Origin of the sequence: Bifidobacterium sp. M0404 (assembly GCF_016101415.1) — a bacterium.
In the GTDB taxonomy this organism is placed as follows: domain Bacteria; phylum Actinomycetota; class Actinomycetes; order Actinomycetales; family Bifidobacteriaceae; genus Bombiscardovia; species Bombiscardovia polysaccharolytica.
This window is the reverse complement of the sequence record NZ_JACFQP010000001.1, coordinates 428,898-455,807: the sequence shown is the minus strand read 5'-3', so window position 1 is coordinate 455,807 and position 26,910 is coordinate 428,898. Positions and strand designations below refer to the sequence as shown.

Annotated in this window: 21 protein-coding genes and 1 tRNA gene; 10 read left to right on the top strand and 12 right to left on the bottom strand. The window is 56.1% G+C overall.

The window, feature by feature from the left end; genetic code table 11:
- Positions 1-26: 26 nt before the first annotated feature.
- Both H3T93_RS01860 and H3T93_RS01855 read right to left on the bottom strand, forming a co-directional pair.
- A complete protein-coding gene (locus H3T93_RS01860) occupies positions 27-1,019 on the bottom strand; it encodes a D-2-hydroxyacid dehydrogenase (protein WP_144177178.1) in 993 nt (330 codons plus the stop codon).
- Between the two features lie 68 nt (positions 1,020-1,087).
- A complete protein-coding gene (locus tag H3T93_RS01855; protein WP_144177179.1) occupies positions 1,088-2,257 on the bottom strand; it encodes an aminotransferase class I/II-fold pyridoxal phosphate-dependent enzyme in 1,170 nt (389 codons plus the stop codon).
- A gap of 715 nt (positions 2,258-2,972) precedes the next feature.
- Here H3T93_RS01855 and H3T93_RS01850 point away from each other — a divergent pair.
- The gene (locus H3T93_RS01850; protein ID WP_144177180.1) at positions 2,973-3,797 is read left to right on the top strand and encodes an oxidoreductase; all 825 of its coding nucleotides are present in this window, start codon (positions 2,973-2,975) and stop codon (positions 3,795-3,797) included.
- Between the two features lie 246 nt (positions 3,798-4,043).
- Here the strand turns inward: H3T93_RS01850 and H3T93_RS01845 are convergent, their stop codons facing one another.
- Positions 4,044-5,072 carry an alpha-L-fucosidase gene (locus H3T93_RS01845; RefSeq protein WP_144177181.1) on the bottom strand — a complete coding sequence of 343 codons (1,029 nt, stop codon included), beginning with the start codon at positions 5,070-5,072 and terminating at the stop codon, positions 4,044-4,046.
- A 936-nt stretch (positions 5,073-6,008) separates the two neighbouring features.
- On the opposite strand from H3T93_RS01845, the gene H3T93_RS01840 reads away from it, so the two are divergent.
- Positions 6,009-6,920: a N(4)-(beta-N-acetylglucosaminyl)-L-asparaginase gene (locus tag H3T93_RS01840; RefSeq protein WP_232348596.1), complete on the top strand. Its 912-nt coding sequence runs from the start codon at positions 6,009-6,011 to the stop codon at positions 6,918-6,920.
- Positions 6,921-7,367: 447 nt separating this feature from the next.
- Here H3T93_RS01840 and H3T93_RS01835 read toward each other — a convergent pair whose 3' ends face one another.
- Positions 7,368-8,150 (bottom strand): recombinase family protein, encoded by a 783-nt coding sequence (locus H3T93_RS01835; protein WP_325053540.1) that lies wholly within the window; start codon positions 8,148-8,150, stop codon positions 7,368-7,370.
- A 1,394-nt stretch (positions 8,151-9,544) separates the two neighbouring features.
- Here H3T93_RS01835 and H3T93_RS01830 point away from each other — a divergent pair.
- From H3T93_RS01830 to H3T93_RS01815, 4 genes are all read left to right on the top strand, one after another.
- Positions 9,545-9,841 carry a hypothetical protein gene (locus H3T93_RS01830; RefSeq protein ID WP_144177184.1) on the top strand — a complete coding sequence of 99 codons (297 nt, stop codon included), beginning with the start codon at positions 9,545-9,547 and terminating at the stop codon, positions 9,839-9,841.
- Positions 9,842-10,332: 491 nt separating this feature from the next.
- The gene (locus H3T93_RS01825) at positions 10,333-10,608 is read left to right on the top strand and encodes a hypothetical protein (protein ID WP_144177185.1); all 276 of its coding nucleotides are present in this window, start codon (positions 10,333-10,335) and stop codon (positions 10,606-10,608) included.
- Between the two features lie 858 nt (positions 10,609-11,466).
- Entirely contained in the window at positions 11,467-11,892 is a 426-nt protein-coding gene (locus H3T93_RS01820) for a helix-turn-helix domain-containing protein (RefSeq protein ID WP_144177186.1), read from the top strand.
- Positions 11,889-12,266 carry a hypothetical protein gene (locus tag H3T93_RS01815; protein WP_144177188.1) on the top strand — a complete coding sequence of 126 codons (378 nt, stop codon included), beginning with the start codon at positions 11,889-11,891 and terminating at the stop codon, positions 12,264-12,266. The genes H3T93_RS01820 and H3T93_RS01815 overlap by 4 nt, the downstream gene beginning before the upstream one ends.
- 118 nt (positions 12,267-12,384) lie before the next feature.
- Here the strand turns inward: H3T93_RS01815 and guaA are convergent, their stop codons facing one another.
- The gene (gene guaA, locus H3T93_RS01810) at positions 12,385-13,947 is read right to left on the bottom strand and encodes a glutamine-hydrolyzing GMP synthase (protein ID WP_110425323.1); all 1,563 of its coding nucleotides are present in this window, start codon (positions 13,945-13,947) and stop codon (positions 12,385-12,387) included.
- A gap of 335 nt (positions 13,948-14,282) precedes the next feature.
- Between guaA and H3T93_RS01805 the strand changes: the two genes are divergently transcribed.
- The 3 genes from H3T93_RS01805 (at position 14,283) to H3T93_RS01795 (ending at position 19,989) form a co-directional block, all read left to right on the top strand.
- Positions 14,283-16,757 carry a phosphoketolase gene (locus H3T93_RS01805; RefSeq protein ID WP_046323000.1) on the top strand — a complete coding sequence of 825 codons (2,475 nt, stop codon included), beginning with the start codon at positions 14,283-14,285 and terminating at the stop codon, positions 16,755-16,757.
- 126 nt (positions 16,758-16,883) lie between these two features.
- On the top strand, positions 16,884-18,572 hold the full coding sequence (gene pta / locus H3T93_RS01800) for a phosphate acetyltransferase (protein WP_144177190.1): 1,689 nt from the start codon (positions 16,884-16,886) through the stop codon (positions 18,570-18,572).
- A gap of 190 nt (positions 18,573-18,762) precedes the next feature.
- Positions 18,763-19,989: an acetate/propionate family kinase gene (locus H3T93_RS01795; protein ID WP_046323002.1), complete on the top strand. Its 1,227-nt coding sequence runs from the start codon at positions 18,763-18,765 to the stop codon at positions 19,987-19,989.
- 146 nt (positions 19,990-20,135) lie between these two features.
- On the opposite strand, the gene hisN is transcribed toward H3T93_RS01795, so the two are convergent.
- Both hisN and aroA read right to left on the bottom strand, forming a co-directional pair.
- Positions 20,136-20,936 (bottom strand): histidinol-phosphatase, encoded by an 801-nt coding sequence (hisN, locus tag H3T93_RS01790; protein WP_144177192.1) that lies wholly within the window; start codon positions 20,934-20,936, stop codon positions 20,136-20,138.
- Positions 20,937-20,968: 32 nt separating this feature from the next.
- Complete coding sequence (gene aroA, locus H3T93_RS01785) at positions 20,969-22,324, bottom strand: 3-phosphoshikimate 1-carboxyvinyltransferase (protein ID WP_411674997.1); 1,356 nt, start codon at positions 22,322-22,324, stop codon at positions 20,969-20,971.
- Positions 22,325-22,442: 118 nt separating this feature from the next.
- Between aroA and H3T93_RS01780 the strand changes: the two genes are divergently transcribed.
- Positions 22,443-22,516: transfer RNA gene (locus H3T93_RS01780), tRNA-Pro, on the top strand.
- Here H3T93_RS01780 and H3T93_RS01775 read toward each other — a convergent pair.
- The 5 genes from H3T93_RS01775 to H3T93_RS01755 all read right to left on the bottom strand — a co-directional run bounded on the left by H3T93_RS01775 (position 22,508) and on the right by H3T93_RS01755 (position 26,876).
- Positions 22,508-23,794 carry an MFS transporter gene (locus H3T93_RS01775; protein WP_144177194.1) on the bottom strand — a complete coding sequence of 429 codons (1,287 nt, stop codon included), beginning with the start codon at positions 23,792-23,794 and terminating at the stop codon, positions 22,508-22,510. The two genes, H3T93_RS01780 and H3T93_RS01775, sit on opposite strands and share 9 nt — an antisense overlap.
- A 13-nt stretch (positions 23,795-23,807) precedes the next feature.
- Complete coding sequence (locus H3T93_RS01770; protein ID WP_186363888.1) at positions 23,808-24,503, bottom strand: ABC transporter permease; 696 nt, start codon at positions 24,501-24,503, stop codon at positions 23,808-23,810.
- A 1-nt stretch (position 24,504) separates the two neighbouring features.
- Positions 24,505-25,236: an ABC transporter ATP-binding protein gene (locus H3T93_RS01765; protein ID WP_144177196.1), complete on the bottom strand. Its 732-nt coding sequence runs from the start codon at positions 25,234-25,236 to the stop codon at positions 24,505-24,507.
- 99 nt (positions 25,237-25,335) lie between these two features.
- Positions 25,336-26,067, bottom strand: coding sequence for a TetR/AcrR family transcriptional regulator (locus tag H3T93_RS01760; protein WP_144177198.1), 732 nt, complete (start codon positions 26,065-26,067; stop codon positions 25,336-25,338).
- A gap of 125 nt (positions 26,068-26,192) precedes the next feature.
- Positions 26,193-26,876, bottom strand: a complete 684-nt coding sequence (locus tag H3T93_RS01755) for an NUDIX hydrolase (protein WP_144177199.1) — start codon at positions 26,874-26,876, stop codon at positions 26,193-26,195.
- Between the last annotated feature and the right edge of the window lie 34 nt (positions 26,877-26,910).

Sequence of the window (26,910 nt, the reverse complement as noted above, 5' to 3'; positions counted from 1 at the left end):
TGGTACGGGTCGCAGGAACAATAGCGTCAGTCAACCTGATGCTCGCTGATGCCGCCCTCCAGGATGGTCTTCACGTCGTTCAGGGAGATGTTGACCATGGCAGTCACGGCGGCATCGGTGTAGAAGCCGATATGAGGCGAGACCTCCACATTGGGCATGGCCTTGAGGGTCTCCAGGGCCTGATTATCGACCTTGGTTCCGCTCAGATCCTTTTCGAAGATGCCGGCCTCCCCTTCGATGGTGTCGATGGCGGCACCAGCGATGGACTTGGTCTGCAGGGCCTCAATCAGGGCCGGGGTGTCCACAATAGGGCCTCGGGCGGCGTTGATCAGGAAGGCCGAGGGCTTCATGGCTTCCAGGGCCTGCGCGTTGATCAAATGATGGGTGGTCTCGTCCAGCGGCGTATGAACGGTGACGATGTCGGCCCGTTTCAAAAGGGTGGGCAAATCCACGTAATCAAGTGTGTCCGCCAGCTCGGGGCGATGAACCGGATCGTTGGCGATGACGGTGGAGCCCAGCGCCCGGAAGATTCTGGCCACGGCCGATCCGATCTTGCCGGCTCCGATGATCCCCACGGTCAGGTTGTGGATCTCGTGGGCCTCAAGCCCATCCCAGGTATAGTCATCCTTGGCCTCGCGAGCACTGGCCTCCCCCAGATGCCGAACCAGACGCATGACCTGGGCCAGAACCAGTTCGGAGACCGACCGGGGCGAGTAGGCAGGTACGTTGGTGACGACCAACCCGTTCTCCCGAGCGGCCTGCAGATTGACGATGTCATACCCGGTGATTCGCAGGGTCAGTTGCTTGAGACCATACTCCTTGAGCCGCTGGTAGAGCTCAGGCTCGGGCAGGGCCGCGTGCTGCTGGATGACGATTCCGTCGTATCCCTTGATCATGTCAACAGTGTTCATCCCCAGATCGTGGTCAGTGGTATCCACTTGAATGTCATTGGCTTGCGCCCAGGCCTGAATGGCCTCCTGCTCGTCGGGACGTACTGAATACATAAGAATGCTGGTCATTTTTCCTGTCCTTGGTAACTGCCTTCATTGATGGTTTTTGCCGGCTGTCGGATGAATCGCCAGATGAGTCATCCGCGATTCTGACGCATATAGTCGCCGATCCGCTCCACGGCGGTGTGCAGGTCCTCCATGGAGGCCGCGTAGGAGATGCGGACGTAGCCCTCGCCCCCGGGCCCAAAGCTTGCCCCGGGGATTACCGCCACCTTGGCCTTGCGAGCCAGGTCATAGACAAAGCTCCAGCTGTCGCGCATGCCCTCGGGCAGCCGGGCGAAGATATAGAAGGCGCCCTTGGGATCAATGACGTCCAGCCCGACCTCAGGCAGGGCCTTGACCAGATAGTCCCGCCGTTTACGATATGCTTCGCGCATCGGGTCCGTGTCATTCATACCCTTGGTCAGAGCCTCCTGGGCCGCATACTGGGCGTTGGTGGTCACCGATGTAATAGTGAACTCGTTGACCTTGCTGATCTGATCAATCACGTCGGCGGGTCCAGCTGCGATGCCGACCCGCCATCCAGTCATGGCATGGGACTTGGAAACCCCGCCAAGAACAACTGTCTGCTCGGGCAGGATAGTGCCCATGGACACGTGAGTACCCTGGTAGGTCAGCTCGGCGTAGATCTCATCGCTGAGCACGAAGAAGCCGTGCTTGCGCGCCACCTGGGCCAGAGCCTCCAGATCCTCGCGGGCATAGGTCACGCCGGTGGGGTTGGTGGGATAGTTGAGCACCAGGGCTTTGACCGGACCCTCGCTGTTTTCGACGGCGGCCTCCAGTTTGTCCGGCTTGAGAATGAAGCCGTCCTCGGAGGTATCCACGAAGACGGTTTTGGCGCCGCTCAGCTGGGCGATGGGGATGTAAAGCGGGAAGATGGGCGTGGGCAGAATGACCGTATCACCCGGGTTGATCATGGCGGTAAGGCCCGAGAAGATGCCCCCGGTGGCACCGGCCGTAATCACAATCTGGCTGTCAGGGTCGTAGTCCAGCCCGTACTTGGCCTGAAGATAGTCGGCAGCTGCCTTACGCAGACTGGGCATACCGCGGCTCTCGGTGTAATGACTGTGATTGTTTTGAATGGCCTCGATACCCGCCTGCTTGACATGCTCAGGGGTGAAGAAGTCAGGCTCCCCCAAGGTCAATTTCACAATGCCGTCTATTCCGGCAATCTCCTTGTTGAACTCGAGAATGTCGCTCGGTGCCAGAGCTTTGACCCTGGCATTCATATGATCCGCCAATGTCATTGGCTTGTCCTTTCCCATGCGGTTACTACAACCATTGTCGCTGGTGCTGTCCTACCGACTATGCGGTGACGATGCACGGGAAATGCTGTCGACGACTGCAGGGCCGGTGGGTTCCGATCCGTGCAACCGTTCCTACAAGGCACGCGGCGTCACAGATCGAATCCGTGCCACCAATAGGTAAATCGTGTGCCCTGCATGCTGAAACCTCCTGCGGAATCTACAATCAGCATTAAAGTAAGCGTACAGCGAAGTTTCAGCAATCTTATAAACGCGACCATTATTTGACCAGACGCTTGCATTTTGCGGACGCGATAAGCATCCAAAATAAACGTGCCTATGACAAGACAGACCAGACTAATCTCGAAATTTCAGAGATTTATCTTAAGGCTCCCTTGGGAGTCTCTCGCAAGCCGCAGCCTGCGAATCCGTAATCAACACATTCAGATACCCCTTCCCATACAAGCTCATCCCGTACCGAAGCATTGGTCGTTTGCATCCTGGGTCCTATCTCTTCACTACGGTCTGTAAGCTATGCTCGGCAAGAACGAATTCGGGTAAAAGTCTTGTCAAAGTTGTGTCGCACTACCAAACTCGGACGCGAGATTCGCCTTATCCGACTGTTGCGTCCCTGCATTGAGATCTCTGTCATATACTTTGCCTCAAAGACAGGCAAGAGACAGAATTCTTGGATGTGTCGGCCAAAAGGGGTGAGGAAATGACCATTCGAGTTGCACTGGTCACAGGGGCCACCAGCGGCATTGGGTATGAAACCGCTCGAATGCTCGCAGAGCATGGATACCGAGTGTATGCAGCAGGACGACGCGTTCAACGGCTGGAGCCGCTTGGCGACAAGGGGGTGACGGCTGTGCAGATGGACCTGACTGATTCTGCATCCATTGAGAAGGCTGTCGCACGAATTCTGCAGAAGGAAAAACGCGTCGACCTGCTGGTCAACAACGCCGGATATGGCTCCTATGGCCCGGTCGAACAGGTCCCCATCGAAGAGGTCCGACGACAATTTGAGGTCAACCTCTTCGGCCTTGCCCGCTTAACCCAGCTGGTACTGCCCGCCATGCGCCGAGCCAGACGCGGCCGGATCGTGAACACATCATCCATGGCAGGCCGGATGGTCACCTATATGGGCGCCTGGTACCATGCCACCAAATACGCTCTCGAAGCCTTCAGTGATGCTTTGCGCATGGAAATGCATCCCTTCGGCATCGACGTGGTCCTGATCGAGCCGGGGGCAATCGCCACCAACTGGGGCGTGATAGCCGCCGAACATCTCCAGACAGTCACACGCAAGAATGCCTATCAAAAGTCAGGATCCCAAGCTGCCGCCGGGTTGCGCAAACTGTACTCCAGCAGGCATTTGACCCAACCATCAACCATCGCCAAGACCATCGTACGCGCCTCGACAGTACGCCATCCCCGTCCACGTTACCTTCTGGGCTTCGGCGCCAAGCCTCTGGTCGCCCTTCATGCCCTGCTCCCCACCCGTGCATGGGACTATCTGATGGTCCATGCTAAGGACTTGTAGACAATAAAAAAGGTATCAAACGATACCCCACCGTCGAGTTTCAAAGGAATAAAGGCATTTAGGGCATGTTCATTCGGATGAACCGGTCCACAGCTTCTTAGATTCACTGTTGCTGAATACAAAAAGCTCGCTTTTGAAAGCCGCCAAGCTATGCAAAATGAAGCAGACAGTCAGCAAGGGATTCCGTAGGACAGGATCAGCATCCTTACCACAGAGTCCCTCGCCAATTGGCAGAATTCCGACTCCTCAAACCTCTAGAGCTTGAGCTCCTAGGAGCGCCTGCTCTGCCGCCATGGGGACTCGTCCCAGTCCATCCAGACCAACATTGAGCAGGTATTTGATGCCGTACTTGTTCAGATGGGCCTTGTAATCGTGAATGGTCTTCGGGCTCTTCCAGTTCTGGTCATGGTAGGAGAATCCCCAGGAATCGTTGATGGTTCCGGCGGTCTCATAAAGGCCGAGCTTTGAGGGTTTGAATCCTTCGACGGAATTGTAATCGACATCTTCCTCCGAGGAGGCTTTGGCGCTGGCATCCGAATCCTCAGGGATCTCGTTGTCTCCCAAAGAGACATAGTCGTAGCGACCGTTGCCAAGTCTGGAATTAATCAGGCAGTCGGGCTGTAGGCGCTTGACCGTATCGTAGATGGTCTGGCTCTGCTCGTCGCTGAGAGTCATGGGCATGTCGAACCAGGCTACCGATATTTCCCCGTAGTTGCTCATGATCTCTTCGATCTGCGGCATGATCTTGTGCTTGAACGCACGGTCGTAGTTCTTCTCCCCCGCAAAGTCCCAGCTGTTGTCCCAGGTGGTGCCCGCCGTCTCGATGTCATTTGAGAGGTATCCGCCGCCATCCGGTTCATGCCAATCCAAATCTTGAGAATAGTAAAGGCCAAATCGCAGGCCTGCCTTGCGGCAGGCCAGGGACAACTCGCCAATTACATCCCGGTGAAATGGCGTCGCGTCATAGACGTTGTAAGCATCTACCAGGGATCGGTACATGGCGAAGCCGTCGTGGTGCTTTGCTGTGACGACCAGATACTGCATGCCGCAACGCTTTGCAAGATCGACTATGGCATCGGCATCGAAGTAGATGGGATTGAAGGCCTGGGTCAGGCGTTCGTACTCCTTGTTGGGAATCTGGAGCTTGGATTGGATCCACTCCGCGTAGTTGCTTGACGACTTTCCCTGGTACTCCCCTCCCAGGAGCGAATAGAGACCCCAGTGAATCATCATTCCATACTTGGCTTGCTTGAACCATTCCACGGTATTGCTCATTACTTACCTCTGTTTCTGCTGATTAACACGAATTGTTTGAACCGGACCTCAGATGGTCAGCTTGCCCTTCTTGACAACGGAAGTATCATAAAGAGCCATACGCACATAGCGGACTCCTATACACATGATCATGAAACCTGGGTCTTTCTTGCCAAGTACCCTGACCGAAACCCGGAAAGAGGTAACGAGCAACCAGGGAGCTGAGGATCCCGGTGGTATTGGCTGCAAAGCCTTCAAATGACGTAGATAAGGTGCCTAGCATCAAAATCGGTGGACTGCTGTTCACTGTACCTCTTTTGACCCCATGAAGGTTCCTTCCTCGGAACTGTCAGCACGTTCCCCATTCGTGATGGAGAGCGATTGCTTCACTCATATGCTGCAAAACAACCGGATTCCATGAACCATCTTGGTCATGAATACTTCGATAGGTAGTATTTTGTTAACAGTATATACCCAATTCAGAATCATACATGCCAAAGACTTCATGCCACTATGAATTATCAAGATCTGCCATAGGGCGATTACCGAGCATATTATTAGTATCCGGTCTTTAAAGCGACTTAATGGCATGTATGCAAAACTGATATCTGACAAACGATTAAGAGCAAAAACATGACATTCTACAAAACAAGAAGTATCTTTAGTAACTGTCATTAACAGACAAGAATAGGATAGAGGGCATCATTGCTGTCTGCATGCGAGCAAGGCAAGCCCGCTACTGACAGTTAGCCCTCAAGAGCACGGTCCATCAGCTTGGTCATTCGACGATCGGCTGAGGACCGGCACACTAACTGCATTCGTGTTCCGGTCAGGAAGAGCCGAACAACCATACCGACAGAAAGAAACAAGGAAATGTGTGATTCATCCCCGCAGAAAGCCAGTCACGATCAGTCCACTTGGGCATCTATTGCTACCTGGCGGATGGCCTATGAAGGTATGGTAAAGGCCAGTTCCGGTCTTGAAGAGGGCGGCCAGTCGGGCGATGCTGTCGAAAAGCTGATTCAAGAAGTTGAGGCCAACCCGGATTACACATCCGTCGGTTATGGCGCCTTGCCGAACCGGGAAGGCGAGATGGAGATGGATGCTGCTTTCATGGACGGGAACAGCATGGCCTTGGGCGCAGTGGCCGGCATCCAGCATGTACTCCACCCCGTATCTGTGGCAAGGCAACTGAGTCGACGCCATACCAGCAGCTTTCTGGTTGGACAGGGAGCGACTCGCTACGCCCAGGTCAGCGGATTCGAAATGCGCAATATGCTGACGGACAGAGCCAGAAGACGTTGGGAGCTGGAGGCTGCCAAGACCACAACACCGGAGTCTGCCAGCCCCTATCGAGGGCACGATACGGTCGGGGCCATCTCCTTGGATATGCAGGGATCGATGGCTGTTGGCACATCGACATCAGGTCTGTTTATGAAGGAGCCGGGCAGAGTAGGCGATTCACCCCTGCCCGGCTCGGGCTTTTACGTAGACAGCGCCATCGGAGGAGCTGCCGCAACTGGGCTGGGAGAAGACATCATGAAAGGATGCCTCTCCTATCGTATCGTCGCCCTGATGGGAAGCGGATTGACCCCGCAGGAAGCCTGCGATTCTGCAGTCTACGAATTCGACGACCTCCTGAGAAACTGCTACGGCAAGGCCGGCGAGATCTCTCTGATCGCCCTCAACAAGAGAGGGGATTGGGGGGTCGCCACCAACGTGGAATTCACCTTCTGCACTGCCAAGAAAGGCCAGCAGATACGCATACTCATGGCCAATCCGGACGGTAAGGGCAGAACACGAATCGAACCAGTGACTAAGGAATGGCTGCAGGAATATAAACGCTCGCTCAAGGCACCCATCAAATGAAGGATTTCTAAGTGTGTTCCCCGCATCCGCGGGGATGATCCCTTTCAAATATGGTAGGAATGAACTGCTGTACAAGTGTTCCCCGCATCCGCGGGGATGATCCGCCTTCTGGAATGATCGTCTTCCGAAGGTGTAGTACATATCCAATATATGGACAGATATTGCCAAAGTGACAATTCTCTATCATAATTCTCTTATGCACAAATCGTGCATTTTGTTGCGACGGCAAAGGAACCGCCATGACACATATATCTTTGAAACAAAAGCTATTTCCGGATGGGCATGGTACCGCTCTGACGCGAATGGCTGGGTTCGTGTTGGCGATGCAGTTGCTGGATGCCTTTTCTGATGTCCAATAAACCAATAGATATTGCTGTCAGCTTTTTCGGACTAGCGTTAGTCCTTGCCCATATTATATCGTTTGTTACTGATTCACAGTTCTGGGCTTTATGCACTTATCCAGTGGCTTGGGTGGCGATGATTATCTTTATGGCAATAGAACGCCGAGGGAAACACGATAAAGACTAGCGTCATTTGAAGATGCTGAAATGTGTGAGTTGGGCGAACTGCCACATGTTTTATAGTTCGCCCTGTTCGCTTTTCCTTATGTGCTCTAATTCGTGGCCAAAGCACTCCATATACAGTTCCTCTGGATATCCTAAACCGCTGTGCGATCTCGTTGACAGTGACGCTTTTGGACGCGTAGAGCTGTCGGACCATGGCCTCATCGCTCTTGCTGAGTTTGTGGCGCCGGCCACCAACCCTACCTCTCGACCGGGCAGCCTTCAGACCAGCATTTGTCCGTTCACGTATCAGGTCTCTCTCGAACTGAGCCATGGCCGCAAACACATTGAACACCAAGACGCCGCCAGGTGTTGTGGTGTCCATCTGCTCTGTCAGCGACTTGAAGCCGACCCCCATGTCCTGCAGCCGGTTCATGACATCAACCAGGTTCTGGACACTGCGCCCCAGACGGTCAAGCTTCCACACCACCAGCACATCACCCTCCCGAAGGACCTCAACCATCCGATCGAGCTCCGGCCTGCTGGCCTTCGCACCTGAAGCGTGATCCACATACCATCGCTCACACCCTGCAGATTTAAAAGCATCGACCTGCAGGTCCTCATTCTGGTCCAATGTGCTGACCCGGGCATATCCAATCAGCATGAGCACGACCCTTCCCCGCACGAGTTCTCTGTGGCCTCTATCCGCAAGTGTTTCAAAACTCATCCTTCATCAATTAAATATTACATTGATTTTTAGACGAGTTTTGAAACACTTAAACAGATGAAACACCTCTCTGGAACCTGCACCTCACTAATTGTGCCAAAAACGAACGTTACAAAAAACATGCAAGATGAGCTACACCAAAATAATTGTCAGAATACAGAACGCCCTCAATCAAGGCCGGCTGTACTCCTTAAAACCCCTTAACTGTATCCTCACTTAACTAGGTGCTCACTGCCGGACCCTTGCCCCTTGGGCAAGCGCCCGGCAAACAATTCAGAGGGACAGTCAAATAGATGCACCTCTAGAGGTACAATCATGTTCCTCAATGGGGACATTACCAATCAAACAATAAGTGAAGCAATTTTTTATACGTCAATCTATTTACCGCAGATTGTCAGGTAGGTAAGGAAGGAAATCAAAAAGGGGATTAGTCGGGTACAAGCGTACATTAAATAATGAGGATTGTAAGTTTAAATTTATGTGGATCAAAATTCCCACTATTTTGCCTTTTAAGGAAAGGCAAAGAGACCACACCACTGAGAATGTGTACTGTACGGCGGCATGACCTCCGTCGGTGTCTCCCCGACGAACCTGGATTCGCCTTCGATGCAATCGACCAGCCCGTTTATGCTCGCATATGGAAATCAGAGGTCTGTTTAGACAGCATGCTGTTGTTATATAATTGTTATGAAATTAAGTCGCAGGCGACGCTGTTGTACTGAGCATTTGAATTTGAATTTTTATCTGATAATTCTCTCCGTTTTATTGCAGATAGTAATGGGCCGCCTCGTTTGCGTATCCATAAATGTAGGCCTGCATTACGACCCAATCTACAGGAATGTTTGCTTACATGCAGATGACTACGAAATCACTCATCTCAGGGTACCTGACGTATGCTACCCCATATGACCTCCCAGCACTTTCTGAAATAGATGCTCCAGGATCTACGTCAGCTACGCCAGCGATTCTGTCTCTCATCGGGAAGCCCTCCGTAGCTTGTGGCGTAGCTGTGTCGAATATCACGGGATCCATTGTTTCTAATATCGCTGACGGTTGCTGACCCCTGAATCAACATGAGTAAACAAATTAGTAAAACAAGAACGTTGGCATTAATCGGAAGGAACCGAATATGTCAACCACTTCATTGAACGCCGAGAGTCTTAGGCCTATGCCTCCCCTGCGGAACTCACGCTTAGGGATTTTGATACCGCTCCGGTGCTCTCGCCGACACCGTCAATTGTCTCATTCTTTACCGCCCCCACAGTTGAGTGAGGTCAGTTCTGCATTGGGGTTTCGGCGGCTCCTGTGACGACGACTCTCGCGACTGTATACTAGAAGTGGTCATCACTTCAGCGGCCAGAAAATGAGCACCAGGTACTTTGAGAGGAAAAGCCATGAGCTTGACCAATGACAACAATCCGAGGATCGAAGTCACGATGATATTTGCTGACTGCAAAGACCCGATGGCTGCAGCAGTGAAATGGGCTCAAAGCATCGCCACTTCTGAGGAAATAGATCCTAGCAAGGATCAAGTCGTGTTTATCCGTGAACTCAGGCGCGCAGAGCCGAGTCTAAGTCTGAAATCAGCCGTGTACCTTGCCCAAGTGACAGCGAGAACTTCCCGAATCGAACGCAATGCAAATGGAACAGGCATCAAGAGTCTGCTGGACACCGATCACAATATTCCGTGAGTCCCACCCGTCCCATTCAAGCGAACAGGACATACTGGACATATGGGTATGCCTCGGAGTCATCTAATTTACTACACATCGGGCTCACCATGATTGGGACTGTTTTGTTTAGCTACACCTTCTCCCCCAGCAAAATAATGCTTGCCACTTTCTCCATTGCTATGTGGCAATGAACCGACTTCCCCTTTACCGGATGTAAGACCAGTGTGGCCATACTCTGGTCTTGATGATTGCTGATGGTGCTTCCCGCAATGCCTGCGTGGATTGCTGAAGATCTCGGTCAGACGTGTCTTGGACTACTTCGTTAAAACTTTGCCCATCGAAATAATCGGAGCCGGTGAAGAGCTCTCCAATTGCGCTATAGAAGACTTCGAGTAATCGCGTGCTTACCTGCAATATTTATCTCATCAGCAATTATGCTGGCTTTTCGTTTTCTATAGCTAATGTACGGCTAAGTCGTTTGGTATACATGTCAACCAAAGGAGATTGATATGCGGTCAAAGAATACACAAGCTACTGAACCTAGTGGACGCAAGCGTGTCAGCGGCGCTGATGTTGATGTTACTGGAACAGCTGGCGCCCTCGAACTCACTACGACAACGCAAAAGCCAAGGATCGAACAGGTTCAAACTGGAGAAGATAGTTCATCACTCAGCACTGCAGAACTTGATCAATTGACCGATCAACTGAATCAGATTTTAACAAAGATTAAAAATACTGACCCAGGGACCATTCCACATTTCGCTGAAAACTGGGTAACTTCTTAGCTAGCGCAACATTCTCTTATAACTGACCTTCAAATAACCAGATCCGACCAAGGTTTAATTTGGGAGGGTTCATTTTAGATAAGACTGATCGTTACCCAATACGGCGTCCAGGTCTCTGAAATCGTCAGCGGAATCAGTACACTACGCAAAGTCTAGAACGGAATTCCCAGTACAAATGGGTACTGCAATCTGGTCATGCTGCAGCTCTGATTGGAGGAAATTTCGTCAGAGTCCTGTTGGAAATAATTGGAATTGACGGAGTAATACGGGAGTACTTCAGCTGATTTGTGTTCTGATTGTATTTGCTTGTATTTGCAATTCTGATGACCACTGACACCGGAAAAGTTAATGGTTGCCAACTTTTCTTGTAATTAAAGGAGGACCGAATGAAACCAAGAAGAGACGCGGAACGGGTTCCGCCTTCATTTATAGATATCTGGATTGGCAATATTATCGTTAGCGGCATAGAAGGGGTGGTATTTACACCGAGAACTTTCTGGTTGTAACCGTTTTTAAAAAACTGCATATACTTGTTGAACAATTCTCGTGGCTACCCAGCTGATACTTGTATTCCTTATACATTCAATCAAAAAAAAAGATCATGGACAGTCCTTCATGGCAAGTGGTGCCAGTTGAGATACATAGCTATTACGCTGGTTATTACTCCTCCTATCGCAATTTTATGCTCGGATGGAGGCCATCCTCATGGTCTTAATTCTTGCGTTCATTGCTGGCAGTTTACCCAGCAAATCACTATTCCTAGCATCTACATCTTTCAAAAAGAAGGAACGATAGTGATGGACAAAAAACCGTCTATTATTCTTGGCTGTTTGGTCAAATAATGCTATCTTGGCGAGCATGGGTCGCAAGAGAAGCTTCGATGATGATGAGGTGCTTGCCCGTGCCCGCGAGGTTTTCTTGGAGCATGGCTATGAGGGCACGTCGATCGATGCTCTCGTCAAGGCCACGGGTCTGCTCCGAGGTAGTCTCTACGGTGCGTTCGGCAGCAAGCGTGGCATGTTCGTAGCTGCGCTGCATGATGCAACGGATTCGGAGTCGCGCGATTCAAAAGTGCTCAATCTGGTATTGGTGGCACTCATGGAGCTGTCAGATCATGATTTGGAGGTTCGTGGGCTGGTCAGGGATTACCTTGTGAAGCTGTCCTGCTCGGAATCAGGCGATACCAACGCCGTCACCGTTAATGTCGCCACGCTCCTTGGCGAGAGGCTGCTGCAACGTGTACATGTTCAGTTGCAGTCTGATAATGAAAGAAGCAAGTCATGAACAACAAGGTAGCAATTGTCGGGCGAACACTGGAGATTGAACCACAGGGTTTAGATAAAATGTGGTCGTTCAAGCGAAAATTAGTGATGCCAATCGAGCATGTTCTAGGTGCGAGCGAGGATCCGGGCATTCTTGATGATGCCAAAGGCTGGCGTGCACTCGGCCTTCATGTTCCCGGTAAATGGGCCGGTACATTCACCGAGCATGGGGAGATAACATTCTGGAATGTCACCAGACCGGAAAGTCCCATAGTCATCCAACTCAAGGGCGAACACTATGACCGACTGGTGCTCGGGGTGGAACATCCCCATGAGTTGGTCAACCGGATCAACGCGGCCATCAGCGAGCAACAAATGACGAATTGCGGCACCTGAGTTCTTCTATCGACCATTGACATTTAATAGTCCAAGCACCAAATACATGGGCCGACAAGTCATCTGACCAACAATACTGTCTTTGACACATTGCCGTATGGCTTGTCGACCCAGATACTCACTCCCACTCGATGGTTGCCGGAGGCTTCGAGGTGCAATCCAGGACCACGCGGTTGATGCCCGGGCACTCGTTGGTGATGCGTGTAGAAATAGTGGCCAGCACGTCATAGGGCAGACGTGTCCAGTCGGCGGTCATGGCATCCTCAGAGGAAACTGGACGCAGCACAATCGGCGAGCCATAGGTGCGTTCGTCACCCTGCACACCTACCGAATGCACATTGGCCAGCAGCACCACCGGGCACTGCCATATCTGCCGATCCAGTCCGGCTCGCGACAGCTCCTCACGGGCGATGGCATCAGCCTCACGCAGAGTCTCCAAGCGTTCACGGGTGATTTCGCCAATGATGCGGATGCCCAGACCAGGACCCGGGAAGGGCTGACGCCAGACAATCTGATCAGGCAGGCCCAGTTCGGTGCCAATAGCCCTGACCTCATCCTTAAAGAGAGTGCGCAGGGGCTCGATCAGCTTGAACTTAACGTCCTTTGGCAGACCACCCACATTGTGGTGGGACTTGATATTGGCCGCTCCGTCTCCACCGCCAGACTCGACCACGTCAGGGTAGAGTGTGCCCTGCACCAGGAACTTGACTTCCTTGCCGGTCTTGCCGGCCTCCTCAATCACCTGCCGTTGAGCCTTTTCAAAGGTGCGGATGAACTTCTCTCCAATGATCTTGCGCTTGCGCTCAGGCTCGGAAACGCCCTTGAGTGCACTCAGGAAGTCCTGCGAAGCATCCACGGCAATCAGTTTGATGCCAGTGGCCGCCACGAAATCATGCTTGACCTGCTCGGCCTCCCCCTTGCGCAAGAGCCCATGATCAACAAAGACACAGGTCAGCTGGTCGCCGACGGCCCTATGGACCAGGGCGGCCGCCACGGCTGAATCAACGCCGCCCGACAGGCCGCAGATGACCTGGTCATCACCCACCGTACGACGGATTTTCTCCACCTGCTCCTCGATGATTCCCGAAGCGTTCCAGTCCGACGGCAGTCCGGCGCACTGATGCAGGAAGCGGTCGATCAGGTCCTGCCCCAGAGGGGTGTTGGTCACCTCGGGATGCCACTGGACCCCGTACAGCCCCCTGGAAGGATCCTGCATGGCCGCCACCGGAGCACCCTCGGTATGCGCCAAAACCTCAAAGCCCTCAGGCGCACGGTTGACGGCAACACCATGGCTCATCCACACATCCTGCCGTGCGGGTGAATCCTGCAGTATCCCCCTGGCACTGTCAATAAAGGCCTCGGTCTTGCCATACTCCCCCAGGGCCGCCTTGTCCACCTCGCCGCCCAGCTCATGAGCCATGACCTGGAAGCCATAGCAGATGCCCAGCACAGGCACCCCCGACTCGAAAATCCTCTTATCAATGGTAGGCGCCCCATCCACGTAGACGGAGGCCGGGCCGCCGGAGAGAATGACCGCCTTAGGATCCTTAGCCAACATCTGCTCCAGGCTCATCGAATGAGGCACCAGCTCGGAGTAGACCCCTGCCTCCCTGACTCGACGAGCGATCAGCTGAGCGTACTGCGCACCGAAATCGACCACCAGGACGGGACCCTGTGCCATATGACTCCTTATATATATGTAAGCTATATCTGCAACGGATGTCCAAGAGCGACGATTCAACGCCCGCGGACAAGTCCAGTATGGTTGCAGTTTTCGACAATGCTATTCATTGCGGCCTGGTCGGCACCCCCAAAGGAAATACACGCCTGCAAGCAGACAATTCCATCGCATTTTCTCACAAGAGCGAACACACACTGCAAGAAAACGTTCAGAAAAGTCTGCTCGTTCACGTACCATGTAGGCATTGGGTACGGACCCGGCAGATGCCTGAAATGACACTGCACAAGCCCGTAACCGAAGTAAATAAACAATCGCACTAAAGTGCAGGAGTACACATGACGAATCCTGTTATCGGCACCCCTTGGGCGAAGCTGGAGACCCCAATCGCCGAGGAGACCCTCGAGGCCGTCGACAAGTATTGGCGGGCGGCCAACTATCTTTCCATCGGACAGATTTATCTTCGCAGCAACCCCCTAATGAAGGAGCCCTTCACTCGGGAGGATGTCAAGCATCGTCTGGTCGGCCACTGGGGCACCACCCCCGGCTTGAACTTCCTGCTGGGTCATATCAACCGTCTGATCGCCGACCATCAGCAGAACACTGTTATCATCATGGGCCCCGGCCATGGCGGCCCTGCCGGTACCTCGCAGTCCTACCTGGATGGCACCTACAGCGAGTACTACCCCAAGATCACCAACGATGAGGCTGGCCTGCAGAAGTTCTTCCGCCAGTTCTCCTACCCGGGCGGCATCCCCTCCCACTTCGCGCCTGAGACCCCCGGGTCCATTCACGAGGGCGGCGAACTGGGTTACGCCCTCTCCCACGCCTACGGCGCCATTATGAACAACCCCAGCCTCTTCGTGCCCTGCATCGTGGGCGACGGCGAAGCCGAGACCGGCCCTCTGGCCACCGGCTGGCAGTCCAACAAGCTGGTCAACCCCCGCACCGACGGCATCGTCCTGCCCATCCTGCACCTGAACGGCTACAAGATTGCCAACCCGACCATCCTTTCGCGCATCTCCGATGAGGAGCTGCATGAGTACTTCCATGGCATGGGCTACGAACCCTTCGAGTTCGTCGCAGGATTCGACGATGAGGACCACCTGTCCATCCACCGTCGCTTCGCCGACATGCTGGAGACCGTCTTCGACAAGATCTGCGACATCAAGGCCCGGGCCGAAACCGACGACATGACCCGTCCCTTCTACCCCATGATCATCTTCCGCACCCCCAAGGGCTGGACCTGCCCCAAGTTCATCGACGGCAAGAAGACCGAGGGATCCTGGCGGGCCCACCAGGTGCCGCTGACCTCCGCCCGTGACACCGAGGCCCACTTCCAGATCCTCAAGAACTGGCTGGCCTCCTACAAGCCCGAGGAGCTCTTCGACGAGAAGGGCACCCTGCGTCCCGAGGTCACCAGCTTCATGCCCAAGGGCGACCTGCGCATCGGCGAGAACCCCAACGCCAACGGTGGCCGGCTGCTCAAACCGCTGGAGCTGCCTGACATCCACGACTACGAGATCGACATCAAGAAGCACGGCCATGGTTGGGGCGCCACCGAGGCCACCCGCGTCCTGGGATACTACACCCGCGACGTACTGGCCAAGAACCCCACTGACTTCCGCATTTTCGGGCCTGACGAGACGGCCTCCAACCGTCTGGCAGCCGCCTATGAGGTGACCAACAAGCAGTGGGATGCCGACTACCTGTCGGAGCTGACCGACGAGCATATGGCTCATACCGGCCAGGTCATCGAGCAGCTCTCCGAGCACCAGATGGAAGGCTTCCTGGAGGGCTATCTGCTGACCGGACGCCACGGCATCTGGAGCTCCTACGAGTCCTTCGTGCACGTCATCGACTCCATGATCAACCAGCACGCCAAGTGGCTGGAGGCCACCGTCCGCGAGATTCCGTGGCGCAAGCCCATCGCCGGACTGAACCTCCTGGTCACCTCGCACGTCTGGCGTCAGGACCACAACGGGTTCTCCCACCAGGATCCCGGCTTCGTCGACATCCTGCTGAACAAGAACTTCAACAACGATCACGTGGTCAACATCTACTTCCCCGCCGATGCCAACATGCTGCTAAACGTGGGCGAACGTTGCTACAAGTCGACCAACTGCATCAACGCCATCTTCGCCGGCAAGCAGCCCGCCGCCACCTACCAGAGCGTGGACGAGGCCGCCGCCGAGCTGGAAAAGGGTGCCGCCCGCTGGGATTGGGCCTCCAATGCCAAGGATGCCGAGGATGCTGATGTGGTCATCGCCACTGCAGGTGACATCCCCACCCAAGAGGCCCTGGCTGCCGACGACATGCTGCAGAAGCTGGGCGTGAAGGTCCAGTTCGTCAACGTGGTTGATCTGCTGAAAATCCAGGACGCCGAAGAGAATGATCAGGCCCTGTCCGACGAGGAGTTCACCGAGCTCTTCAGCAAGGACAAGCCGGTCTTGTTCGCCTTCCACGCCTACCCCGGCTCCATCTACCGCCTGATTCACGGACGTCCCAACCACGACAACTTCTCCGTGCACGGCTACGAGGAGCAGGGCTCCACCACCACGCCGTTCGACATGGTGCGCGTCAACAACATGGATCGCTGGTGCTTGGCCGCCTCCGCCCTGAAGCTGGTGGACGCCGGCAAGTATGCCGACCAGATCGACAAGTGGACCAAGTTCCGCGACGAGGCCTTCCAGTTCGCCGTGGACAAGGGCTACGACCACCCCGATTACACCGATTGGGTCTGGCCCGATGCCAACCGCGCCGGCCAGGAGACCATCTCCGCCACCGCCGCGACCGCCGGAGACAACGAGTGATACGCTGATCCGACCCTGAAACCGCCCGTCATGCGCAGCCCGCATGGCGGGCGGTTTCTGTATACTGGACAAGGTTGCGAACAAAGCAGTCATCAAGGCAACCACATCCGGACAGGAGAAGACACAGTGAGTCTTGCAAGCATCACCATCATCAGCCCAGAAGCCGCAAACGGCCGCAATGTCGTGGCCTACGGCCTGACCAAGGCCTTAAGTGCCAAAGCCAAAACGGCCGTATTCAGGCCAATCGCCTGCAGGAAGCACCCATTGACCCCGGAACTGGTTGCAGCCAGTTCATTCCCCGGCACGGATCCGGAGATCTGCCGTGGCAAGTGCCCTGGGCACGCCACTGAGGACACCATGCAGACCCGGGCTGATGTCCTCAACGCTTATGACGGTCTGGTGGAGGCCACCCATCCAGAGCGCGTCCTGATCGTGGGCAGCGATGCCTCAAAACTCTTCGACCCCGGCCTGTTTGCTCTGAATGCACAGATCGCGGCCGACCTGAGGTCCCCGGTCATGCTGGCCGTCTGCACCATCGGCAGGGAACCCGGCCAGGTCATGAAGACCGTGGCTGCCTGCCGTCGGACCATCGAGGCCCAGGGGGCTGTGCTTGCCGGAGTCTTCATCACCGGATGCCAGCCTGAACAGAAGGCGCCTCTTGCTCAGGCCTTCCAGGAGTATGATCTGCCGACCTGGACCGTCTCCAAGATGGACTTCGACACGGATCCGTCCGCCGAGCAGGCCCGCCAGGCCACCAGCCAGACATTCCAGCAGGAGGTGGACGTCGACCAGGTGCTGAAGGCCGCCGACGCCGCCAGCCCCAAGGCCACCACGCCTGTAGCCTTCCAGAACGATCTGTTGGTCAAGGCCAAGGCCAACAGGAAGACCATCGTCCTGCCGGAAGGAGGCGAGGACCGCATCATCAAGGCGGCCGACTACCTGCTGGCCCGCAACATCGTCGACCTGATCATCGTGGGCGACGAGGATTCCATTCTGGCGCGCGGCAAGGAGCTTGGCCTCAACCACCTGGACAAGGCCTCATTCCAGCCCATGAACGACGAGCAGGTGCTGGCGCCCATGGTCGATCGCCTCTGCCAGCTGCGTGCCAAGAAAGGCATGACTCCGGAGCAGGCGCGCAAGCAGCTGGCCGATCCCTCTTATTTCGGCACCATGCTGGTCGTGCTGGGCAAGGCCGACGGCCTGGTGTCAGGCTCGATTAATTCCACTGCCAACACGGTCCGTCCCGCTCTTCAGGTGATCAAGACCAAGCCGGGCGCCTCGCTGGTCTCCGGAGCCTTCCTCATGTGTTTCCCAGACCATGTGGCGGTCTTTGCCGACTGCGCCATCAACCTCAACCCATCGTCCGAGCAACTGGCCGACATCGCCATCCAGTCGGCCCAAACCGCTCGCTCCTTTGGCGTTGACCCGCGCGTGGGCATGCTCTCCTACTCCACGCTGGGCTCAGGCAAGGGCCCGGATGTCGACCTGGTTGAAGAGGCCACCCGCCTGGCCAAGGAGAAGGCGCCGGACCTGCCCATCGTGGGCCCCATCCAGTTCGACGCGGCCTGGTCTCCCACCGTGGCAGCCACCAAAGCCAAGGGTGATTCGGTCGCTGGAAAAGTCAACGTCTTCGTCTTCCCCAGCCTGAGCGCCGGCAACATCGGCTACAAGGCCGTACAACGCACCTCGGGCGCCCTGGCCATCGGGCCGGTCCTACAGGGTCTGAATAAGCCGGTAAACGACCTTTCACGCGGCGCCTTGGTTGCCGACATCATCAACACCGTAGCCCTGACCGCCGTCGAGGCCCAGGACTGATCGCCGTCCCTGTAACGTCTCCATAAACCTCTGGGGCTGCCACTGGATCCTACCTCCAAAACGGATCCAGAAGCAGCCCCAAAACCATGTCAGCCCGGGAATATACCGCTCCTTGTAAGGGCCGACGAGTAATCTTGAAGACTGATTGAGGAGCGCAGGCTCTATACAAGCACATCAGGAGGATGCCCCAATGGCGAAAACCGTCCTAGTCATCAATTCGGGTTCAAGCTCGATCAAGTACCAGCTGGTCGATCTGGAGACCAGCCAGAGCCTGGCCTCGGGTCTGGTCGAGAAGATCGGCGAGCCCACCGACGGCCATTACAAGCACGAGGTCAACGGCGAAAAGCACGAGCTTGAGGAGCCCATCCACGATCATGAGGTCGGGCTCAAGCGTGTCCTGGGTTTCTTCAAGGAGTACGGTCCTGATTTGGACAAGGCCGGCATCATCGCCGTTGGCCACCGTGTCGTCCAAGGTGGAGCCATCTTCCCCAAGCCTGCACTCCTGACTAAGAAGACCCTGAGCCAGGTTAAGGATCTGGCTGTGCTGGCCCCTCTGCACAACGGACCAGAGGCAGAGGGCGCCGAAGTCATGAGCCGGCTGATGCCCCAGACCCCGCAGGTCTTCGTCTTCGACTCCTCCTTCTTCTTCGAGCTGCCCAAGAAGGCCTCCACCTACGCTCTCAACAAGGACATTGCCAAGCAGTACCACATCCGTCGTTACGGCGCCCACGGCACCAGCCACCAGTATGTGGGCCAGCTGGTTCCCGGTCTGCTGGGCAAGCCTGCAGAAGGTCTGCGGCAGATCGTCCTACACATCGGCAACGGTGCTTCCGCTTCAGCGCAGGTCTCCGGGCATCCCGTCGAGACCTCCATGGGTCTGACCCCACTGGAGGGCCTGGTCATGGGCGGCCGCACCGGCGACATTGACCCTGCCGTTGTCTTCCACCTGATCCGCAACGCCCACATGAGCGTGGATGAGCTGGACACCCTCTTCAACAAGCGTTCCGGGATGACCGGCCTGACCGGCCATGGCGACATGCGCGAGGTTCACAAGCTGATCGCCGAGGGCGATGAGGACGCCAAGCTGGCCCTGGACATCTACATCCACCGCATTGTCGGCTACATCGGCAACTACACGGCGCAGATGGGCGGTCTAGATGCCATCACTTTCACGGCTGGTGTTGGCGAGAACGACGAGATCGTCCGTCGCCGTGTCATCGAGCAGTTGGAACCCTTCGGCGTGAAGCTGGACCAAGAGAAGAACGACCAGCGCTCCAAGGAGGCCCGGATTATCTCCACCCCCGACAGCACAGTCGCCGTCTGCGTCATCCCCACCAACGAGGAACTTTCCATCGCCCGCCAAGCCGAGGTCGTCGCCAGCCAGGGCGATGCCTACGGTAACAAGTTCCAGGCCTGACCACTGACTTTATTTATCCTCTCAATCTAACTAATGGTTGAAGGATAGATGATTGTGATTGAGTCTTGGTTCTAAGAACTTGGTCTTAAGAACGAAGAAGGTCGGTAACCACAGCAATGTATGTGGTCACCGACCTTCTTGATATGTCAATCCCCCAGGGCCGCCAAGGCCTCCTCGTGCAGAAGACCATTGCTGGCAAGGCCATTGCCACCCCAAGGACCCGGGTTGCCTGCCAAGTCAGTGAAGCTGCCCCCTGCCTCGGTCACGATGGGAACCAGCGCACCCATGTCATAGAGGTCAAGCTCCGGCTCTGCCGCCAGATCGATAGCCCCCTGAGCCAAGAGCATGTACTGCCAGAAGTCGCCGAAACCACGCAGGCGCCAGATCCGATCGGTCAAGTCAAGAAGCCGCTCCCGACGTCCTATGGCTTTCCACCCAGTCAGCGACGATATAGACATGGAGGCGTCTTCCATCCGGTTCACATTTGATACGTGGATGGCCCTGGGGGCTTCGCCCTGACGCGCCATGTAGGCTCCCTGACCCCGTGCAGCGTACCAGCGGGCGCCCAGCATGGGGGCCGATACCGTGCCGACCACCATCTGATGGTCTACCTCCAAGCCAATCAGAGTCGCCCAGACGGGGACTCCGCGCACATAGTTCTTGGTCCCGTCAATCGGATCGACGATCCACCGTCTGCCGTTGGACTCCTGCTTTCCCAGCTCCTCGGCATAGATGCTATCGTTCGGCCTTGTTCGGGCCAAAACGCGACGAATCACCGCCTCCGCCTCTTTGTCAGCCTGGGTGACTGGGGTATTGTCCGCCTTGCGTTCCACCTTAAGATCGGGCGACTTGAAGTAGCCCACGGTGACCTGATCGGCCTGATCGGCCATGGCGATGGCCAGGTCCAGATCCTCCTGCCAGGTCTGCCTTTCATCCTCGATGCTCATAACACGGCTCCTTTCGCTTGAATCGCTCTGGTTCAGCCTTGAACCTCGCCTGCCAGCATTCGCTTCCACATACCCGGGAAGTCAGGCATGGTCTTGGCCGTGGTACCGATGTTGCGCACCCGGATGCCGGGTATCTTAAGACCAATCATGGCGGCGAAAGTAGCCATGCGATGGTCGGCATAGGTCTCCATGACGGCCCCGTGCATACGCTGAGTCGGCACAGGCTCAATGGTCAGGCCATCATCCAGTTCGCGGGCTCGACCTCCTATTCTGGTGATTTCCGTGGCCAGCGCCTTCAGCCGGTTGGTCTCATGACCACGCAGGTGGCCGATGCCGTGCAGGCGACTGGGCCTGTCCGCAAAAACCAGGATAGCTGCAATAGATGGCACAATCTCCCCCGCGGGAGACAGATCGAAGTCGCCAAGTCCATGGATGGCTTCCCCGCTGGTCACCCTACAGGTGGCGCTACCCTGACCGTCGGGAACCATGTCTACCTTCGCGCCCATGGTCTCCAAATACTTGGGCAGCAACCCGCCTGGCTGCGTGGTATCGTCTGGCCAGTTGGGCACGCTGACTTGTCCGCCACCTATCAGGGCCGCTCCCAGGAAGGGGGCCGCATTCGACAGGTCGGGCTCCACCTGGACCTGATCAGGCAGCTGCGTCCCAGCAGATCCCCTGCCTTCAACACTCCACCTGCAACGGACGAGATTGGCTTGAACCTGGACTCCGGCCTGACGCAAATCTTCAACGGTCATGGTGATGTGTGGAAGGCTGGGAAGATGCTGTCCAGAGTGGACGATGGTCATGGTGCCATCAGCCCTGGCAGCCAGCAAAAGGAGGCCGGAAATGAACTGCGAGGAAGTCGAGGAGTCTATGATCACCTCGCTGCCAACCAGGTGAGCCGGTGGCGTGAGCACAAAGGGCAGGAAGCCTTCCTGGCCCAGGTACTCGATCCTGGCTCCCAGCTGGGTCAGGCCGTCCAACAGGGGCCTCATAGGTCGCCGATAGGCCTGCTGGTCCCCGTCGAAGTGTGTGGGGCCATCAGCCAGCATGGCCAGGCCCGGCACGAAGCGCATAACGGTTCCAGCCAGTCCGCATTCTACCCGGGCGCCGCCCCGGAAACGTCCGCCTGCCGGTGGAACAACTGTCACTTCTGTGGGACTGTTCGGGTCAACCCGACAGCTCACGCCAAGGGCCTCTAGAGCCCGAATCATCAGGTCCGTATCACGTGACCTAAGCAGACCAGTCAACCTGACAGGGCGACTTCCCAGGGCCGCCAGAATCAGATACCTGTTCGAAAGGGACTTGCTCCCCGGTATGGTCACCGTTGCATCCAAGGGGCCATCCGCCTGCGGCGCCGCCCATGTCTCTTCCACTGTCATGGTCACCATGGTAACCGCAGGCGCAGAGCTGTTTCTGCTCCCTGCTCACCCCTGGAGGTCCAGTGGGGACCCGACCCTGTGCTATATTGATACATTGTGCCCATACGGTGATACTGATGGGTGCCGGGCTATAGCGCAGCTTGGTAGCGCGCCTGCTTTGGGTGCAGGATGTCGCCGGTTCAAATCCGGCTAGCCCGACTTTTGCTTTTGGCCCATGTCGGGAGTCGGATCCTTGGCATTCATGCCCAGCAATCCTGTAAGGAGAATCGTCAGAGCCAGAAGGCCCGTCAGGCTCGCATAAATCGACATGGTAATGGCGATGCCAACCAGATTTCCCAGCGTTAGAAAGACCATCTGCCCCAGAGGCGCCCCTATCATCATGACAGTCTGTACCACTCCCATAGTTGCAGCCAGATGGTCCTCGCCCACTGTGCTGATGAGCATGGTCATGAACCGAGGATTGATCTTGCCCAAAAGATAGTTCATGGCCAGGAGCGGGAGGAACAGCAGGGCAGGAATATGCAGCCAAACCAGGTTGACGCCTACCGTAGCGGCTGCAGCCATGACTCCGGTCAGCAAATGGGCCATGGGCAGCCGTCTGAGCGGATCTGCGGCAAGGAGTGCGCCAAGGATAAGTCCCAGCGAGGAGATGCCGTTGACTATGGCTATGGTTGTGCCGTAGCTTCCCCACCAGACCTCGGACATGGAAATCAGCCCCAGATTGAGTAAGGGCTGCAGAGCCGTCCCCAGAAGGTTGACCAGACAGCCGAAGCCCACCATCAGGACCAGGAATGTAGAGCTGCGAAACTCCCCCAAGGCCATACGGAGGCTGGAGGACAGGCCCACATGCTTGCCCACAGGTGAACCATTGCCTGTGACTTCCGCCCTGGCGAATGCCTTATAGCCAATGGCCACCAGAATTCCCGCCAGCAGAAAGGTGGCAGCATTGATCAGCGCGAATACAGCGAATCTGTTGCCCAGGATAGCGATCAACACTGCACCTCCGCCTGCACTGATGACAGCCGCGACATTGGATGCAGCGGAAGTGATTGAGGTCGCCTGATGGAGCTGGCCTGGCTGGACCAGGTGTTTGAGGACCGGCATCCACAGACTGCCCGCATATCCCTCCAGCATGGAAGATGCCATGTCCATGGCTACCAGCAGCAGAAAGACGGGCAAACTCTTGGACCTGCCGATTGTCATGGCCATAGCCAGGTAAATACACACCTGAATCAGCTTGATCACCACTTGCATCCGTGTCTTGTGCACGGTCCTGTCGGCCAAGTATCCGGTCAGGATGGCCGTCAGCGTTGGCGCCACCCAGGCCATTGAAGCTATGGAGACGGCCAGTCCGGCAAAGGGCATGGTCTGGGCATAGACGATGAAGACGATGTTGAAGAGCTCGCCCCCGACCGTATTAAACAGACTGGCCAGAACCATGGTCACGAAAGGCTTGTTCTTCAGAAGTTCCTGCATGGTCAGCAGCCGTTCAGGGCAGTTCGATCTTCATGAGAGTCCGGTGAAGCAACCACCAGGCCGGCAGGGAGGTCAGAAAGATGATAAGAAGTACCAGCGCAGACAGCAGTGGGGAAAGGGAGAGCAGGTTGCCCACCAAAGCGTCCAGTAGGAGCAGGACCCCAAACATGATGGGCAACGAGCGCTTCCAGAAGCCCAAGGAAAGGGCGATGCCGACCAGCCCTGCCAGTCCCGCGAGACTGGTGACCAGCATGAAGAGAACCTGTCTGAACAGACAGCCCGGCGAACCCTTTTCGAGTGAACCCACAAGACGGTCGACCAGCAGCAAGACGGTCAGAGTAACGGCCGTCCCCGCCAGATAGGACAGGGCCGTGAAGAAGCCGACGAACACCAGTTTGGCAAGCAGGATTCGTTCCCGCGAGATGGGGCACGACAGGGTGAGTGTCAGATTCCTCCCTGTATAGGGTTCGATGAAGACCAGGTTGCAGAGGGCAGCGGCCACCAAAGAGAAACCTACCAGAAGGATGACCATGGCCATCTGCAACACGAAAGCCAGACTGGACAGCCGAGGATCAGACCGCCCGCTCGTGTGGCCAATGGCCAGGAACATGCCTCCCAGGGCCAAGGATGCGGCCACCACTGCCAGTCCTGCGAAAATGCAGGGCCATAGTCTCGTCTTTTTCAGCTCCAATTGCAGCAGCGTCTTCATATCAGCCCTCCATAGCATTGATCAGGGTCTGTTCGGCGGCCTCTTGGCCCTTATTGAGGAGCTCCGAGACGCTGGCCCGCAGACTTACCCTGCCGTCCGCCACCACCATCACACGGTCGGCAGTGTGCAGCACCTCGGAGAGGATGTGGCTGGAAAAGAGGACCGCACTGCCTTGGGCAGCCAGACTTTGCAGGCTGTTTCGCAGCTGTCCGATGGCCACAGGATCCAATCCGTTGAGCGGCTCATCCAGTAGGTAAAGGTCAGGATGATGGCCCATGCATCTTGCCAGGGCCAGCCTTTGCCTCATGCCCATGGAATATCTGCCAACAGGCGTGGTTGAATCGGCAGTCAATCCGACATTCTCCAAGAGTTGGCTGATTCCGGCGAGATCAACGGCTCTATGCTCCCCGCTTGCCAACGCATGGTAGGACAGGTCGATCTCCAGGTTCTGCCTGGCACTGAGGGACTCATAAAATACGGGCTCATTGATGGACACCCCCATCCTTGCCAAACTGCCCGGGTAGCCTTCGCTGAGAGGTTTCTCCAGAACACGGACCCGTCCGCCGGCAGGTCTCTGCATTCCAGTCAGAATCTTCAACAGCGTGGACTTGCCAGCCCCGTTGGCTCCCAACAGGCCCAGAATCTCGCCCTGCTCCAATGACAGGTCCAGCCCAGCCAGCACCTCCCTGCCTTCAAACACTTGGACGATACCGTCCGCCTCCAGAATTTTCATGAAACTCCTTTCAAAAATACCAATGGTATGTTTAGCGGAAACAAAACCATTCACCCGTTGAGTACCCGAATCTTGCTAATCGCCAGAGCCATCTAGGCCCTAAGAGATCTCTCGGCTCATAGAGGCCTCGTGATCCTGATCCCGGTCGGATTTCTCCTGAGTGGACCCCCCACCAGTGGCAGTCAATGGATTGCTCTTCAGATGCGCATGCAAGTGCACGGCTGCGCGAATGACCCGATCATCTATGACCGGTGCCCCGATCCCCTTGAGCATATCGGCCAACAGAGTAAACTTGGAAACCACTTGTTCCCGAGTCATGGTCGAGAACCGGATCCCTATCCACATGTTGAGCAGGATATAGAGTACCTGGGCCAGATCCTCGGGATTGCAGGGGGCAATGGAGCCGTCTTCCACGCCTTCTCGAACGTAGGGGGTGATCACGTCCACAATCCTGTCCATGGATTTCAAGTACATCTCCCCGACCATACGGGGGCTCTTCAACAGGGTTCTGGCTGAAAAGGTCACGTCGAGACGCGAGTAAGCCGACAGGGAGGCAATCAGCTCGTTGCGCAGTTTGTCAAGGCCAGTTTTTCCGGGCCATTCCCCCAGCCAGTCCCCCTGGGATGAGGACGAAGCCATGCGCTCGGTGACCGCATGGAAAATGGCCGTCTTGGAAGGAAAATGATAGTAGACAGCTCCCTTGGTCATGCCACCCAGACCATCGACAATGTCCTGAATGCTGGTTCCGTCGTAGCCCTTTTCCAGGAAGAGTCGCTGGGCTACATCAAGGATCTGATTGCGATGCCCTTCGGGATCCTTCGGCGTGCCCATGCGGTGCTCCCCTTCCTGTCAGTGCATCAATGCCTGACCATCCTGGTCTGACCATCTTGTCCGACAAAAGCTATCATACCACTGGTATGTTCTGCTTGACCAGTCATGAACTTTATGCCTCGATATCAATCCTTCTGCAGACGACGAATGGCCTCGTGCTGAATGGCAACCACCGCCTTGGCATCGGCGACTCCTGCTGTGCAGAGCTCCTGCCAGGAGACCCAGGCCGACTGGATGTGCTCGCCCGGGTCGAAGTCGGTTGGCCCCTGATGCCAGCGACGCAAATGCAGGACCACGATGTGTCCGAGCTCGTCACTCATGCCCAGGGAGGAGTAGACATCGGGAGCGGCATCAATCCAGCCGTTGTCCGGATCCAGATGGCTTTCTGAGCCCGGAGCACCCTCGGGCCCGGGTACCAAACCGGTCTCCTCACGCAGCTCGCGCAGGACGGCCTTGACAGGGCTCTCGCCCGGGTCGATGAAGCCGGCTGGCAGGCCGAATACGTAGGCCTGGGCGCCCACCCGGTACTCACGGGTCAGCAGATAGGCATCGGCAGTGCAGTCGTGCACCAGCATGACCACGCAGGGGGCGTGACGGATGAGCTGTCTGCCGATGATCTCCTTAGAACCGTCACGCCGGAACATGGCCACCTGCTGTTGGTCGATAACGAATATCGGGCCGCGGAAGACCTCCCTATCATCCATCAGCTCGGGTACACGGTCCATATCGATGCCCTTGGGCCCCTGGCCATCCCGGTCGGCCAGTCTGGCGGCCAATCGTGCCTGCAGATCCTGTGCTTCATCGCTCATGCAATCATTCCTCCTCAATCATCAACCCTCAGCC

Bases quoted from the DNA above. Each gene is read 5' to 3' on its own strand.
- H3T93_RS01830 (WP_144177184.1), top strand. From the start codon at position 9,545: ATGAGCTTGACCAATGACAACAATCCGAGGATCGAAGTCACGATGATA.
- H3T93_RS01805 (WP_046323000.1), top strand. From the start codon at position 14,283: ATGACGAATCCTGTTATCGGCACCCCTTGGGCGAAGCTGGAGACCCCA.
- H3T93_RS01795 (WP_046323002.1), top strand. From the start codon at position 18,763: ATGGCGAAAACCGTCCTAGTCATCAATTCGGGTTCAAGCTCGATCAAG.
- H3T93_RS01840 (WP_232348596.1), top strand. From the start codon at position 6,009: ATGGTAAAGGCCAGTTCCGGTCTTGAAGAGGGCGGCCAGTCGGGCGAT.
- H3T93_RS01755 (WP_144177199.1), bottom strand. From the start codon at position 26,876: ATGAGCGATGAAGCACAGGATCTGCAGGCACGATTGGCCGCCAGACTG.
- H3T93_RS01835 (WP_325053540.1), bottom strand. From the start codon at position 8,150: ATGAGTTTTGAAACACTTGCGGATAGAGGCCACAGAGAACTCGTGCGG.
- hisN (WP_144177192.1), bottom strand. From the start codon at position 20,936: ATGAGCATCGAGGATGAAAGGCAGACCTGGCAGGAGGATCTGGACCTG.
- H3T93_RS01770 (WP_186363888.1), bottom strand. From the start codon at position 24,503: ATGAAGACGCTGCTGCAATTGGAGCTGAAAAAGACGAGACTATGGCCC.
- guaA (WP_110425323.1), bottom strand. From the start codon at position 13,947: ATGGCACAGGGTCCCGTCCTGGTGGTCGATTTCGGTGCGCAGTACGCT.
- H3T93_RS01815 (WP_144177188.1), top strand. From the start codon at position 11,889: ATGAACAACAAGGTAGCAATTGTCGGGCGAACACTGGAGATTGAACCA.
- H3T93_RS01775 (WP_144177194.1), bottom strand. From the start codon at position 23,794: ATGCAGGAACTTCTGAAGAACAAGCCTTTCGTGACCATGGTTCTGGCC.
- H3T93_RS01845 (WP_144177181.1), bottom strand. From the start codon at position 5,072: ATGAGCAATACCGTGGAATGGTTCAAGCAAGCCAAGTATGGAATGATG.
- H3T93_RS01820 (WP_144177186.1), top strand. From the start codon at position 11,467: ATGGGTCGCAAGAGAAGCTTCGATGATGATGAGGTGCTTGCCCGTGCC.
- H3T93_RS01760 (WP_144177198.1), bottom strand. From the start codon at position 26,067: ATGGGCACGCCGAAGGATCCCGAAGGGCATCGCAATCAGATCCTTGAT.
- H3T93_RS01765 (WP_144177196.1), bottom strand. From the start codon at position 25,236: ATGAAAATTCTGGAGGCGGACGGTATCGTCCAAGTGTTTGAAGGCAGG.
- H3T93_RS01860 (WP_144177178.1), bottom strand. From the start codon at position 1,019: ATGACCAGCATTCTTATGTATTCAGTACGTCCCGACGAGCAGGAGGCC.
- H3T93_RS01850 (WP_144177180.1), top strand. From the start codon at position 2,973: ATGACCATTCGAGTTGCACTGGTCACAGGGGCCACCAGCGGCATTGGG.
- H3T93_RS01825 (WP_144177185.1), top strand. From the start codon at position 10,333: ATGCGGTCAAAGAATACACAAGCTACTGAACCTAGTGGACGCAAGCGT.
- H3T93_RS01855 (WP_144177179.1), bottom strand. From the start codon at position 2,257: ATGACATTGGCGGATCATATGAATGCCAGGGTCAAAGCTCTGGCACCG.